We start from the raw sequence: 13,235 nt of genomic DNA, 5'->3' as shown, positions 1-13,235 counted from the left end.
GGGTGGGCAAGCCGCACTCGCGGGTGGCTTACCCAGGCTCCCCTTGGGCTTGCCCAGCACCAGTCAGCGGCCGACCGCTTCGGGGTAGCGGGCGCGGCGCTCGTGCGGGTCGTCGACGCCGATCTCGTACCACGGCTCGCCGCCCTGGAGGCGGGGCAGGGTGTTCGCCCACACCGCGATGGTGATGCCCTGCACGGCGGCCGTGAGCGCCTGGAGCCGGTTGTCGAGGAGATGCTCCGCCTTGCCCGCCAGCACGACGTGCAGCCGCGGGAAGGTCTTCGAGCGGGTGTAGCGGTGGCGCTGCCAGAACGGGTACGTCCCGCCGATCGTGCCGCGGGCTCCCTCCCAGACGCGGTGCCCGGCGTAGCGCTCGTAGTCCCAGACCTCCTTCGCGAGGAGGGCCTGGGACATGGTGCCGTTGTCGAGTTCGAAGAGGCGGACCTCACTGGTCTTGGTCGGCACGGCGAGGACGGCGTCGGTGTTGAAGGACAGACCGGTCTGCTTGATGGCGTGGTTGACCTCCACCTGCCAGTCGGTCAGGTACTCGCGGCGACCGCGCAGGACGGTGTCGGTGTAGGCGAGGATCGTGTCGGTCACCGCGAGACCGTGCGGGCCGAACCCGGCTCGGACGGCCTTCGCTCCGGTGCTGGCCTTCGGGCGTGCCGGTAGTTCGTTGCCGTCGGCGAGAGCCTTCTGTCCTGCCGTGGTGAGGTTCCAGATCTTGTGCTTGCCGTCCTTGCCGTTCGTCTCCGCCAGCCCGAGGTTCTCCAGTTCCACCATGGCCCTGCGCACGTACGACCGGCCGTCCGACTCCTCCCCCGTGATCACCTGAGCCATCTGCCGAACCGTGGCTATCCGTACACACCCCAGCATCCTCAGAGCATCGGCCCGTACCTTCCCTGCCGTTGGAGTGGACTTCTTCCCCTTCGCTGCTGTCTCAGGGTTAGGGAGAGAGGTGTCAGGGTGCCGAGCGGCCCCCTGACGGGCGGTGTGAGCTGCGGTGATGGGCACGACGTTGGAATCGTTCACGGCACTGGACGCGGCACCGGCTTCCGGGCCGTCTGCGGGGCTCTCAGCACCCCTTGACCAGGTCGGGCCCGGCTCCGGCTCGGGCTGCCGGGCGCTGCTGGCGTACGTCATGATCAGGCTCCTCGCGGGTGGCGCGGGACTCCGGGCAGAGTTCCGCATTCACCTGCTACAGGTGGCGCCGAAGCCGATGGTGTGACGCCCGTTATCGAGACGTGATCATTCTGTGGGTGCGGCGCAGAGCTCGGAGACGATCGTGAACGAGGTCGTCACCATCGGCACCGCCATGGCCGGCGGCATCGCCGCGTGCGTGGTCTGGCCGTGCGCCATGCCGTTGCGGATCCGGCGGCCGTAGTCGAGGTACTCCGCCTGCCGGGCGGTCAGGACGCCGGTCTCCGCGCCCTGCTTGATGAGCTGGTGCAGCGGCTTCTTGCCTGCGCCCGGGATGCGGTCGCGCAGCACGATCTCCACCGCGATCAGGGAGTGCATGACCGCCACGGTGGAGAACTCGTAGCAGTAGTACGACTGGCGCAGCAGCTCCCGGGCCGTGCGCAGGACCGTCGCCGCGGCCTCGGGAACGCCATCGGGCACGACCAGGTCCTCCACGAGGTCGTGCATGTCGGCGTACTGGCCGACGAAGTAGTGGGCACGTTCGTCAGGCACCGGGAACGGGAGCCGCTGCGTGGTCATCCCCGGAGTCTCCCAGCGGCGCTCCAGTCCGGCAGCGGCTTTTCCCAGCTCGTGGCCAGCGGTGAGTACGGGCGGCCCCCGCCCTGAGGGCGGGGGCAGCGACGTGTGGTGGGGGGTTAGCGGATCATGGAGCGGAGTTCCTTGATCGTGTACTCGCCCTGGTGGCTGATCTCATCGTTGCGGGCCCACGCGGCGAGTGCCCCGTTGGGCTTGTCGCGCCAGCGGACGGGGGTGGAGTTGGCGCCGTCCGATTCGACCAGCTGCTCGATCATCTGGCAGAGGGTGTAGGGGCCGCCTCCGCCGTAGCCGATGCCGTAGCCGGAGGAGTCGGTGCGGGGCAGGAAGTGGAGTTCGCCGGACTCGTCGTCCCTCATCCAGAACTCGTGCTTGTCGACGATCAGACTGCGGACGGTCCTTCCCTCGGGCAAGCCGCGGCTGGTGATCGTCTTGTAGGTCCAGTTCTCGATGTTGCCGCTGACGGTGCGGTAGTGCTCGCGGACGACGGGCAGCCCGGTGATCGGGTCGGCATGGACTTTCGGCACAGGCAGCCGCTGCCGCCGACTGCGGACGGGCTGTCCCTGTCGTCGTAAACGCACGGCTGGAACAGGGCCGGGATCTTCTCGTCCTCCACGAGGAACGTGTGCAGCGCGATGGGCTTGCAGTCCTGAAGCCGGTCGATCCAGGTGTCGGCGTAGCGGCTGTCACCCTGCTTCACGGAGATATGGCCGGTGTGGTGGAGAGTGGCGACGTTGAGGCCAGGCTCGTAGTAGATGTCCAGGCTCATCCAGCCCCTGGAGTGGTCGAACACGTAGCTCTCGTACGGGTCGCTCATCTGGTGCGTGGCCCCTTTCGGCGTGCCGTGCGGCAGGCAGTTGGTCGGGGGGGTCGTCTCATGGTGGCGGTCGGGTGCGGTACCTGGGGGCCGGTGGCTGGTTCTGGCACGGGGTGGCTGGAAGGCGCACGCAGTCAGGAGGTGATGGCGAGGAGGATGGAGATGAGGACCACCGCCACGCCCGCCAGGGTGGCGGTGGTGCGCACCGCGCCCATCGGGTGGACTCCACCGCCGGGCGGTGCACCGCACCGGGCACCACGATGCGGACCGCCATGCACCGCACCAGGTGCGCGCTGGGGCGGCGGGCCCTATCACACACACCCTTGACCAGACCCTGATCGGCGGCCGGAACCTGCTGTGTCAAGGAGAAACGTGCCAGGTGGCGAACCTGGTCAAGGGGTAGAGCCGAACCTGGTCAAGGGGGTGCGGCGCACCGGGTGCACGCGGGAGTGCGGCGCACCATCGGATGGTGCGCACCGCGTGTGGTGCGGGACATCGTGGTGCGCGCGGGAGTGGAGTCCAACGTCAGCCGGTGCGCACCGCAGTGGACTCCACCCGATGGAGTCCACTGCGGGGAGTGGCGTCCACTGCGTGGAGTCCACTCAGTGGGCTCCACTCCGTGTCGGCATCGTGCGGTCCACTCGGTGGACGATGCCCCGGGATCGTCACCACAGCCAGGCGCTCGAGTGCCGCATCCGGGACAGAGCGCACGCATCGGCTGGCGGGGTTTTGTGTCCAGGCACGCCGGATCTGCGGCCCATGATGGGGCACCCGGTGGGGCTACTGGATGGTCCACTGCCCCGTCTGCTCGGCGAACCCGCTGTTCAGCCCGAAGTGCAGCAGGGCGACTTTGGAGTCCTTCGGGACCTCGAACACGATGTAGCCGAGCGCTTTCCCACCGGGGGCGATCTTCACGCCGCTGGGAAGCTCGGGGCCGGCCGTGATCCCCATGGTGAGCGTCGAGTTGAACTGCTGGCCTTCCGCGTCGGCGACCTTGGCCCCGTTGGACGGAGAGTCGTCGTACGGGGCGGTGCCCGTGTTGACCAGTTCGAGCTGCGCAGCGACGTATCGGGAGCCGTCAGTGGGCTTCACGTACTCGTTCTTTGAGACGGCGGGGTCCACCCACTTCTTCACCGTGACGGCGATCTGCTCACCGTCGCCGGTGCCCTTCAGGGTGAGGGTGCTGCCGATGGTGGCGGTCTGCGCGGCAGGCGCGGAGCTGCTGGCGGCAGGGGCGTCGGCGGCCGTGGCGGACGTGGGTGTGGCGGCGTCGGGCTTGGTCTTGATGTCGGCGGGTCCGCAGGCGGTGAGGGCGAGGGTGGCGGCCGTGGCGAGGATGGCGGCGGTGTGGTGTGTGCGCATCGGGCCATGCTGTCGGGATCCGGTCGGCTGTGTGGTGGCTGTGACCGGTCTGTGACGCGGGGTCCTTGTGGTGCGGCGCTGGGGCGCAGAAGAGCCCCGCCGCACGGGGGCACGTAGGGGCGGGGCTCTTCAGGTGCGCGCCAGCGGGGTGGAAGGTGGGAGGCTGGCGCGCCTCCTCCAGGTGGTGCGCTCACGCTACGCCCGGGATGGCTGGAACAACACCCCTCGTGCGTGGCCTGATTCAGTTAGTCGGTCGCCACTTTCTGCGGACGTCCGGGTGGGCCGCGGAGGGCAGTGCCAGCAGGCGAAGGGTGGGGCAATCGTCCCCGACGCCGCCGTCCTCTCGTCCTGTGCTCGGCAGGTCGTCCCCGTCGGCGGTGCAGGGGTGGCAGGTGCACTGCCGCAAGTGCCAGTCCACGATCCGCCGCTTGGCGTCGACTTCGGCGAGGACGCGCGCAGGGTTGCGCTCGGCGATGTAGATGGCGTCCTCGGTCGACTCGAAGACGGACGCCCCCGCGTTGAGTACCCCAGCAGCCTCGGGCGTCACGAGCCGACACGAGAGTCTGATCGCCTTCGGTGGAGGGGCCACCGCCGAGGGTTCCAGTGGACGGCCTCGCTTTGTGCGCTTGGTGCGAGGCCGCTACGGGCGGTCTCTGTTGTCGATAAGCCAAGGACTCATCATATCCCGCCATAACCACCTCGAACGCTTCTTGACTGCGGCAAATGTTCGATATTGCTGTGTGGTTAGGCGACGTCCGCTCACCGACCGTGCGTTGGGGGAAATCATCGTTACCGCACCACACACACGCCATCGCATCATCTTGTTGGCAGCTCTAACTGTCACCATCGCCGTGCCCGGGACTACGACCGCGACGGCCGACGGGAGCAACCAGCTGACCGCTCGTACCTTCATGCTCGCTCCGGGAGCCGCGGCACCTTCGCTGGACGAGCTCAAGACAGGCGCCGGAATGACGAGGCTCGTGACGGCCGACATGCAGGAGGATGCGCCGACGACGCCCATGGAGGTGGTGGGTCCGGCGGCTTCTTACGGAAAGCAGGCCAGCACCCCCGCCGCCGTCGCCTCAGGGCAGCAGAGCGCGGCGCTGCCGTTCCTAGCACCGGAGGCGTTGTCCTATCCGGAGCCCGCCAGGGCGATGACGCTGGATGAGTGCAAGCGCAACATGGCCGGCGCCTCACAGGTGTACATCAAGTCCCGGTTCGCGGTGTGCCGGGGTTGAAGGTCACGACCGTCTGGGAGAAGCAGAGCGGGGCGGTCGGCACCAGCTCGTACACCGTCTACGTGCGAGGCACCGTTCCCAAGGAAGCTGACCGGACGATGTACTTCGACTACGACGTCACCGACTTCACCGCGGTGGGCAGCACCGGTGTCTCCGGCTTGAAGATCGGTCTCAAGGGCGGCATAGCGGCGGACTGGCCAGCCGCCGCGACGCCCGTTACGAGCAAAAGCCTGCCTGTGACGAAGACATGGCTGGAGATGCAGTCGAGCCCGCATTACAGGCACTCGGTACGCTATGCCCCAGGGCAGGGCACAGGCGCCGGCGCGGCGGACGTAGTCGCGGCCGTCTACCAACCGGAAGTCACCTCCACCCTTCCCGCTGGCTGGGTGGGCGAGAGCCCCAAGACCGGCAAGCCCTTCATGTTCGCCCCACGGTGGGACTCAGCTTCCTACCTGCGCAACTCCACCGGCGCCGGCAACCCCGCGAACAAGGGCGGCGCCGCGTTCAGCATGATCGCGACCCTGGAGTACAGCTCCAAGCCCGGAGCCCCGGAGCAGGCTGTGGCCGAGCACATCAAGCAGGCTTTCACCAACCCGAAAGCCACCAAGCCGCTGAACGCGCTGAAGAACGTGCCGGGCGACACGATCCAAGAGCCGCTGCACCGCCTGTTCCTCGACCAGAAGCGCCTTGACCGCAACCGGGCCGTTTCGGTCCGGGAATGCAAGCGCCACTGGGGGGCCAACTACACCGATGGCGGCAAGGAGTGCGACGAGTTCCCCTTCGCCTCCACTTACGAAGGCTCCGCGATCGACGAGTACGACCCGCACGTTGAGAAGAACAACTTCTCCGTCCTGCCCATCCCCGGCGACCAGAACGGTGTCGGCGGAACCCTGCTGCGCGGCTTCTACAACGCCAACCGCATCATCGACGGACCCGAAGACGGCTTCATCGTGAAGATCAGCTAACCCCGCGCCGCTCAGCGGCGGGCCCGGCACACTCCGTGCCGGGCCCGCTATTCACCCGGCCTTCGGCCAGAAATCGATCACATACCGCTCCACGCCGTAAGCGGTCCCCTCGTCCCGCGTCACTCGCTCGACCTCCGCCCTCCCCACACACCGCACCCGGACCCTCCACAGCCCAGGAATCCCCAGCCGGATCAGATCTTCCGATCGCCCAGATCCCCAGAGAGCAACGTCGCCTGTGACCGACTCATAGTCGATCTCCGCCTGCTCCTCCCACTCCTCCTGCCCCGGGTCGGGCACACCGTCCCAGACCCTGGCGGTCACGGAAGCGGTGTGCGTGTGGCCGGCGCTGAAGAGGTCGAACCGTCGGACATGCTGATGGAGGAAGACGCCCCACCTGAAGTCATCGGGAAACGGAACTGGTACAGCGCTGTCATCCGATTCCTGAAGACCGAAACCCCGGAACTCCACCCGGGCATCCAGCTTCTGCTCCCCCAACAAGGTGGCCACCGTCTCTCCCGCCTTCCCCACAACCGCTTCACGTTCCCCACGACGGTAGAACACACAGCCGCGCCGCCAGCGGAAACCCAGCCATCCGAGAACCTTCGTCGCCGTCCCCGGCACCCACGCCGATGCCCCGTCCTAGCCCATCCCTCTGAGCCGACAGCGCGAAGGGCCGGTACCTCGAATGAGGTGCCAGCCCTTCGACCACATCGCTCCTGCTCAGCCCTCGTGGGCGGCCAGCAGACGCTCCAGCAGCACCGTTCGCTGCTCCGCGTCCATCTTCTCGAAGACGAGGTCGGCGACCGCGTTCCCGTCGTGCCACTTCACCCTGGTCAACTTCCGGATGTCCATCACCCAAGGGGCATCGTCCGGATCGGCGTCATCACCGGAGAGGTGGAAGGCGGCGGCGTCCGGTTCCGCAGAGAATGACTCTTCCTCTGTCTCAGTAGGGCTGTGGCCACCATCTGACGTCAAGGCGCCGGAGGGGCGCGCCGGCGGAATTGAAGGGGCCGCCGGGGTGCTTACGGCGTAAGCACCCGCCGTGGATGCCGTACGACGGGCCTTGTTCACTCGGCGCTCGGCCAGAGCCTGGCTTGCCGCTTCCTGCTGCTGCTCGCTGGGCATTTGCCCAACTCGGCGGGCGACCTCAACCGGGAGGGTTTTATCCTCCACTGCCTGCTTGAGGTCTGGGGTCAGCTTCAGCAGCGCCATGCGCTGGGTGACCCAGCCGCTGGACTTGCCAAGCGCGCGGCCGACGGCCCGCTGGGACCCGTGCACACCGACGAGCCGTTGCAGGGCCTTGGCCTCGTCCATGGGGTCGAGGTTCTCGTGCTGGACGGCGGCGATGAGCGCGGTCTCCAGCAGAGTGTCCGCGTTCTCGGCGAAGGTGTCGTCGACGTGGACGGGTACGTCGTCGAGTCCGGCCTGGTTGGCTGCGGCGAGGCGCCGGTTGCCGTCGACGACGACGTATAGGGCGTCGGCGAGGGTTTCCTCGTGCCCGGGGTGTGCGCTGAGGAAAGCGGCGCGAGTGACGATGGTGAGGGGCTGGATGACGCCGCGGGCGGCGAGGCTGTCGGCGAGTTCCTCTACCTCTTTGAGTTCCTCGCGCGGGTTGTAGGGGTTATGTGCGAGGGCGGCGAGAGGGAGACGTCCCGATTCCGGGCTGTCCGAGGCTGGGGTTGTTCCCGACCGCTCTTGGCCGGCGAAGCGCGCGAAGGCGGCTGCGCGGCTGCTGATCGGCTGCGCCACCGCGTCGAAGGTCGCCGACTCCCCCAGCATGTCTGCCTTGCTCATGCTGTCTTCACCGCCCGGGCAATCTTCCTCATCTGGTGCGACTGGTCGCAGTCGGGCGCGTAGTCCAGGAGCGGCCGCTGCTTGCGTACGGCTTCGCGCTGCTCCTTGAGGTCGGGCACAACCGCCAGGACGGGCGGCGTTCCGAGGGCCTTCCATTTGTCCAGGGAGGATGTGGCGATGTAGCCGCGGCGGGAGTCGAATTTGTTGACGACAAGGCCGATCTGCTCGATAGCGATGTCGTAGTCGCGTGCCAGGGAGTCGGTCTGCTGGATCAGCATGCCGTAGGCCTGTGCGGAGGTGTCCTCGGCCTCGACCGGGATGACGAGACCGGATGATCCAGGCTTTTCGTCCTCGCGCTGGCGACCGTAGTAGAGCGCGGCGTCCATGGCCAGTCCGAGGCTCGGCGGGGAGTCGATGACGATGACGTCGAAGTGCTCTTCGATGGGCGCGAGTGCGCGCTCGAGCGTGGCGTGGCGAGGACCGCGGAACACGGTAAGGCCTGAGTCGAGCAGGAAGGCGTCGAACGCTGCGGGAAGAATCCGCAGGCGGCCGCCGAACCGGGCACCCTCTATGGTCACGGTGAGGTCGAGGAGCGAGTGCTTGGCCTGCTCGCGGTGAAGCATGTGCGTGATGAGGCTTTCCTCACCCGCCGGGATCGCCTTGAGTCCGAGCTGGTGGGAGAGGTGGCCTTGCGCGTCGTAGTCGACTAGCAGGACGCGCAGGCCGTCGGCCGCCGCTTCACTGGCGGTCTCGAGCGCGCCACCGCTAGCCGCGATGGAGCCCTCGGCGAGGGCTTCGGCCAGGCCTGCGGAGATGGCGGTCTTCCCGACGCCCCCCTTCTGGTTGCAGACGATGATGCGGCGCGTGTGGGGTTCAGCGTCGAGGTCGGCGGGGTGTTCCACGAGCCAAAGCGCAACCGACTGGGCCAGCCCCTGGATGTAGGAGACGCCGCGATCGCGGCAGTCCTCCTTGAAGGCGTCGTAGAGGCCTTCGGGCAGGAAGGTGCCGAAGGAGGCGGCACCGGCGGTGTCGACGGTGGGAAGCTGCTCGGAGCTGGCGCGCCAAGCCTGGATGCCGGCGGTCACAGCGTCCTGCATGTCCGTCTGCAGCTGGGCTGCGCGGACCTTGAGGGCCTGCTGGAGGTAGGCGGGCAGCTTCGAGATCAGCTTCTCCCGCTCACCTCCCTGGTTCGGAGATGACATGCACGGCAGCATACTGCCACCAGTGGCCATTTCAGACGCTTCGTTAGGCGTGTTTTGCGTCCAATCCGCGTTAGTTCCCTTGCCTGAACGCCAGCGAGGAGGCCCGCGCGAAGGCTCACCAGCCCCCTCTATGGGTGGTTACGCCGTAAGCACCCATAGAGATCCCCAGCCTGCTTACGGCGTAAGCGCCCTCAGCGACACGCCTGTTGTTCCGGCAGCCCCGTAACGCACCATCCGCTAACCTGCCGCCCACCGGTCCGCGAAGGCCTGGACGGGGTGACGCCGCATCCCGGTACCCGCCGTCACCCACAGAGGGTGTGGTGCGCCCACTTCGCGCTCACTTTCGGCGACCGCCATGCGGTCCCGTTCCGCTGACCGGGCAGCGCGGAACCACCATGCCTCACTCCCTTCACCGAGCGCTGGCCACCGAGCGCAGCGCCTACACCGGCGAGACACCCTCAGCGGCAGCCCCGGGAACGACACGGGACGGCCAGCTAGGTCTCGACCACTGCTCCCGACCACAACGACGCCTTCGTGCCCTGCTCGCCATCGCGGTTCTCAACTGCGGACCAGACGCCGCTTGGCTAGCCGAGACATCGCTTCACGAGCTGAGCGTCTACACGTTCGCACTCTCGCCGAGGTACGACGACCTCATCGTTATCTCCAACGCGGCAGAAAACATCGGGAACCGCCTACTCCCCTCGCACGGAAAACGCGAGGGCCTCTGCCTGCCAGGGATGCGACTTGTCGAGTACACGGGCGAGTCCATGCACCTGCTCCACCTCCCCAGCGGCGCTCGCATGACGACAACCAGGAACCGCAACGGTCTCAGTCAACGCAGCCCAGTGAACGGCGACTGGTGGTGGCACACAGACAAGCCACTCACGGATCGAGAGCGCAACGCTCTCGCAGCATTGCCGAGCCTGACCCCCGACGCCGAAGTCCTACTCGCCTCGCTTCTCGTCCGCTTCTGCCTACAAGATCCGGAGGGAGGCTGGGACATCGGCATGTAGTTCAACGACCGCAGCCACCGCCCGGCTTCACAGAAACGCCAGTACAGCCATGAACGCCGACTAGACGGCAACGAGGACCACTGGGAGCTCCGTTGAACCTCCTACCCCCATCCGCAAGATCTCGTGACGGCGCTGACGCACCCCCGGGTCGGCTTGCCTGGCGCACGAGTCGTCCCCGCAGGGACTGCTTGTCAGATCCATTTCGGTACCGTGGTGCTCACACTGCGGCCCAAAAGCCCCCGTCCCAACCTCACACCTGGGAGAACGGGAGTCTGACCCTGCTCGGTGGGCGGGTGCTTACGCCGTAAGCACCCGCTGGCACGGATCGTCGTGGTCGGGTCAAGCAGGGCCCCACCGCAAGAAGGCCCGGGCGCCTGCGGAGATGGGCGGATTCTGAGGTCACCGCTCAACAGCGCGTACGGCGAGCAATGTAAGCAGTGGCTCGGATAGGAGTTTTCAGCGCGCCACTGCTGCATCGTCGTCGGGGTTGTGCTGCTGATACTGGTGGTGGCGCCTTCTGCTCACGAGGCCGCAGGGCGGTAATCGGCGGGGGCCGGGTTCGATCGCCGGCCCCCACCATGCGCCAGGTGTCGTCCCACTCCCATCCGCAGCCGTGGTCCGGGGGCTTGGGGCAATGATCGCCAATAGTCGTCATCGGCCAATGCGTCTCCTCCTATCCCGGTGTAACGGCCCCTTCGGGCCACCACCAACCGGGACAGGCCCAGGGGAGTGCCCGGCGGGTCGCAGAAGTGGCTACTCGTGGTCCCGGACTTCCCCCCCGGATGCCTGAACGGCGAATGAGATCATGAGGGCCGGAAGCGCCGCCATGCGGCGACGCGGGGAAAGGACAGAGCGTGGCCCAGGGGCGGATGACGTACAACGTGCGGTACGGGACGGCCTTGCCGGTCGTCGTCCGCCACGGCGACGACGCGGGACGCGACGGGCATGTCGCCATCGGGCTGCTCTGCCGCACGCCCGACGGCCACGCAGGCGCCGCGCACCCTTCCGCCCGTACCTTCGACGTCGTCGGTGAGGGCCAGACCGCGATCGCCCGGGTGTCGACGGAGGAGACAGGCTCGCGCGTGAGCGGACGCCCCGCCGTGTACCGCGTCGACGACCCGTACGGCGCCCCGCTGGGCCGGATCACGTACCGACGCGGACGCGCCCTGCGCGGCGCCCGCGCGCGCTGGACCGTCGAGTCGGTGACCGGACACTCCGTGCGCGGCTTCCGCGGGCGCCTGTTCTGGTGGGCGGTGTGGTGGCCCCTCGGCCTGCCCGTGAGCCTGGTGTGGCTGCTCCTGTCGCTGCTCGGCGAGGGCGACGACGCCTTCGGCAAGCCGCGCAGGGTGATCTGGCGCGACTCCTCACGCCGGGCGCACCTCGTCTTCCGCGGAGTCGCGGACGAGTACCGCATCCTCGACGGGAGCTGGGACCCCCGGCTGGTGGCCGCGCTGCTCGGACTGCACCAGTCGTACGACCCGTCGGAAGGCAGCGGCGAAAACGGCTGGTACGCCAGACCCTGAGCTAGGACCGCGGGCGGCAGCCGGGTCGCGGAGCCGGTCGCGATGTCCTCGATGCACTCGGCCGCGGGCGGGCCCGGGGGAGGCGGGCAGGTAGCCGAACGAGATCAGGCGGAGGCGCATGACGGTGCCTCCGGGATGCTGGTGAAGCGACAGGAACGGGCGGAGCGCCGCCCCGACCTTTCCGGCCGAGGCGGCGCTCCGGGGGGCTCGTCAGGAGTTAGGGGTTACAGCCGCGCTGATGATGTCGGCGTGGTCGAACGCCAGCTGCTCGGGCAGGTCGCTCAGGGGCCACCAGCAAGCGGTGCGGGCGTCGTCCCCAGCGGTGGCTTCCGTGCCGTCGGGGACCACGGCCGTGTAGGCGAAGGTGACGTACCTGCCGCGCGGGCCCGGTCGGGCTGGTCCCAGACGCCGATCTCGTGCAGGACGCCGACGTGGACGTAGACGCCGGTCTCCTCGGCGAGCTCGCGGGCTGCAGCCACGTACGGCGCTTCCCCGGCATCGACGTGTCCGCCGGGCAGCGCCCAGATGGCTTCGAAGGGCGGCCAGCCGCGCTCGATCAGCAGGACGTGGCCGCTGGGGGTCACGGCGACCACGTCGGCGGTGTACTAGATGATTGATTCCAAGGGGTAGCTGCACGGACGCGAGGGTGCCCACTCTCAGTTTGTGACGACCGAGATAGACACCCTCGCAACTGCACTGTACGTGCGGGTCGATGACCTTTTGAAGGCTTCGCCGCATCTTGCTCCGTGGCGGCCGCGGGTGGGCCTGGAGCCGAAGCTCAGTGACGCGGAACTGGTCACCCTCGCGGTGATGCAGGCCCTGCTGGGCTTCGTCTCCGAGGCACGCTGGCTGCGCCACGCCCACGCCCGCCTGCGGCATCTCTTCCCGTACCTGCCCCAGCAGCCGGGCTGGAACAAACGCCTGCGACGGGCGTCGGGCCTGGTCAGACAGGTCCTGCGGGAGCTGGCCGCCGACACCGCACTCTGGACCGATGACGTGTGGATCGTGGACTCCACACCGGTGGAGTGCGGACGCTCCCGGGAGACCGCGAGACGCTCCGACCTGGCCGGATGGGCCGAGTACGGCTACTGCGCCAGCCACTCACGGTTCTTCTGGGGGCTGCGCCTGCACCTGGTCTGCACCCTGCACGGCCTGCCCATTGCCTTCGCGCTGACCGGAGCCAAAGCCGTCGAACGCGAAGTGCTGCTGGACATCTTCCACATTGAACCGGGCCTGCTCGCCAACCGGCCACCACCGACACTGCTGGCGGACAGGAACTACTACGGCCGCGCCTTCGAGAGGGACCTCGCCGACCTGGGCGTCCGGCTTCTGCGGCCGGCCCGCAAGGGTGAGCCCGAACGGGCCGGAGCCGAGCTGTTCAAACCGCTGCGTCAGCTGATCGAGTCGGTCAACCAGACCCTCAAGGGACAACTCGACCTCGAACGGCACGGCGGCCGCACTCCCGCAGGGGTCACCGTCCGGGTCCTGCAACGACTCCTCGCCCTGACCGCCGCGATATGGCACAACCACAAGACCGGTGGACCAGTCATCCGATCACTGACCGCCTACGACCACTAAGGCCTTGGAATC

At 68.0% G+C, this 13,235-nt stretch carries 13 protein-coding genes and 1 pseudogene; 5 read left to right on the top strand and 9 right to left on the bottom strand.

The annotated features are described in order from the left end of the window. Nucleotides 1-63 precede the first annotated feature (63 nt). From BGK67_RS35220 to BGK67_RS35195, 5 genes are all read right to left on the bottom strand, one after another. Nucleotides 64-873, bottom strand: coding sequence for a replication-relaxation family protein (locus BGK67_RS35220; RefSeq protein ID WP_079154772.1), 810 nt, complete (start codon nt 871-873; stop codon nt 64-66). 372 nt (nt 874-1,245) lie between these two features. Next, entirely contained in the window at nt 1,246-1,716 is a 471-nt protein-coding gene (locus tag BGK67_RS35210) for a hypothetical protein (RefSeq protein WP_069924603.1), read from the bottom strand. Nucleotides 1,717-1,832: 116 nt separating this feature from the next. Continuing rightward, nucleotides 1,833-2,258: a hypothetical protein gene (locus BGK67_RS35205; protein ID WP_069924602.1), complete on the bottom strand. Its 426-nt coding sequence runs from the start codon at nt 2,256-2,258 to the stop codon at nt 1,833-1,835. 1,070 nt (nt 2,259-3,328) lie between these two features. Beyond that, on the bottom strand, nt 3,329-3,910 hold the full coding sequence (locus tag BGK67_RS35200) for a DUF4352 domain-containing protein (RefSeq protein WP_069924601.1): 582 nt from the start codon (nt 3,908-3,910) through the stop codon (nt 3,329-3,331). A gap of 241 nt (nt 3,911-4,151) precedes the next feature. After that, the gene (locus BGK67_RS35195) at nt 4,152-4,457 is read right to left on the bottom strand and encodes a DUF6221 family protein (RefSeq protein ID WP_069924600.1); all 306 of its coding nucleotides are present in this window, start codon (nt 4,455-4,457) and stop codon (nt 4,152-4,154) included. Nucleotides 4,458-4,683: 226 nt separating this feature from the next. Here BGK67_RS35195 and BGK67_RS35190 point away from each other — a divergent pair, with 226 nt between their 5' ends. Continuing rightward, complete coding sequence (locus BGK67_RS35190; protein WP_141754172.1) at nt 4,684-5,148, top strand: hypothetical protein; 465 nt, start codon at nt 4,684-4,686, stop codon at nt 5,146-5,148. Then, complete coding sequence (locus BGK67_RS37085; protein WP_079154771.1) at nt 5,145-6,113, top strand: NucA/NucB deoxyribonuclease domain-containing protein; 969 nt, start codon at nt 5,145-5,147, stop codon at nt 6,111-6,113. The genes BGK67_RS35190 and BGK67_RS37085 overlap by 4 nt, the downstream gene beginning before the upstream one ends. Nucleotides 6,114-6,164: 51 nt before the next feature. Here BGK67_RS37085 and BGK67_RS35180 read toward each other — a convergent pair whose 3' ends face one another. From BGK67_RS35180 to BGK67_RS35170, 3 genes are all read right to left on the bottom strand, one after another. Next, nucleotides 6,165-6,620: a hypothetical protein gene (locus BGK67_RS35180; protein WP_069924702.1), complete on the bottom strand. Its 456-nt coding sequence runs from the start codon at nt 6,618-6,620 to the stop codon at nt 6,165-6,167. 213 nt (nt 6,621-6,833) lie between these two features. After that, nucleotides 6,834-7,907, bottom strand: coding sequence for a ParB/RepB/Spo0J family partition protein (locus BGK67_RS35175; RefSeq protein WP_069924598.1), 1,074 nt, complete (start codon nt 7,905-7,907; stop codon nt 6,834-6,836). After that, nucleotides 7,904-9,109 carry a ParA family protein gene (locus BGK67_RS35170; RefSeq protein WP_069924701.1) on the bottom strand — a complete coding sequence of 402 codons (1,206 nt, stop codon included), beginning with the start codon at nt 9,107-9,109 and terminating at the stop codon, nt 7,904-7,906. The genes BGK67_RS35175 and BGK67_RS35170 overlap by 4 nt, the downstream gene beginning before the upstream one ends. 395 nt (nt 9,110-9,504) lie before the next feature. Between BGK67_RS35170 and BGK67_RS38495 the strand changes: the two genes are divergently transcribed. Both BGK67_RS38495 and BGK67_RS35165 read left to right on the top strand, forming a co-directional pair. Next, on the top strand, nt 9,505-10,122 hold the full coding sequence (locus BGK67_RS38495) for a hypothetical protein (RefSeq protein WP_141754171.1): 618 nt from the start codon (nt 9,505-9,507) through the stop codon (nt 10,120-10,122). An 854-nt stretch (nt 10,123-10,976) separates the two neighbouring features. Continuing rightward, nucleotides 10,977-11,645 carry a hypothetical protein gene (locus BGK67_RS35165; protein WP_069924597.1) on the top strand — a complete coding sequence of 223 codons (669 nt, stop codon included), beginning with the start codon at nt 10,977-10,979 and terminating at the stop codon, nt 11,643-11,645. 210 nt (nt 11,646-11,855) lie between these two features. On the opposite strand, the pseudogene BGK67_RS35160 reads toward BGK67_RS35165, so the two are convergent. Beyond that, nucleotides 11,856-12,238 (bottom strand): annotated as a pseudogene (locus BGK67_RS35160) (NUDIX domain-containing protein). 70 nt (nt 12,239-12,308) lie between these two features. On the opposite strand from BGK67_RS35160, the gene BGK67_RS35155 reads away from it, so the two are divergent. Continuing rightward, nucleotides 12,309-13,223: an IS982 family transposase gene (locus BGK67_RS35155; RefSeq protein WP_069918714.1), complete on the top strand. Its 915-nt coding sequence runs from the start codon at nt 12,309-12,311 to the stop codon at nt 13,221-13,223. The last annotated feature ends 12 nt before the right edge of the window (nt 13,224-13,235 follow it).

Source organism: Streptomyces subrutilus, assembly GCF_001746425.1.
GTDB classification, from domain to species: domain Bacteria; phylum Actinomycetota; class Actinomycetes; order Streptomycetales; family Streptomycetaceae; genus Streptomyces; species Streptomyces subrutilus_A.
This window is presented reverse-complemented; position numbering and strand designations above follow the sequence as displayed.

Coding starts and splice junctions, on each gene's coding strand:
- BGK67_RS35200 (WP_069924601.1), bottom strand. CDS start 3,910: ATGCGCACACACCACACCGCCGCCATCCTCGCCACGGCCGCCACCCTC.
- BGK67_RS38495 (WP_141754171.1), top strand. CDS start 9,505: ATGCCTCACTCCCTTCACCGAGCGCTGGCCACCGAGCGCAGCGCCTAC.
- BGK67_RS35170 (WP_069924701.1), bottom strand. CDS start 9,109: ATGTCATCTCCGAACCAGGGAGGTGAGCGGGAGAAGCTGATCTCGAAG.
- BGK67_RS35210 (WP_069924603.1), bottom strand. CDS start 1,716: ATGACCACGCAGCGGCTCCCGTTCCCGGTGCCTGACGAACGTGCCCAC.
- BGK67_RS35175 (WP_069924598.1), bottom strand. CDS start 7,907: ATGAGCAAGGCAGACATGCTGGGGGAGTCGGCGACCTTCGACGCGGTG.
- BGK67_RS35220 (WP_079154772.1), bottom strand. CDS start 873: ATGCTGGGGTGTGTACGGATAGCCACGGTTCGGCAGATGGCTCAGGTG.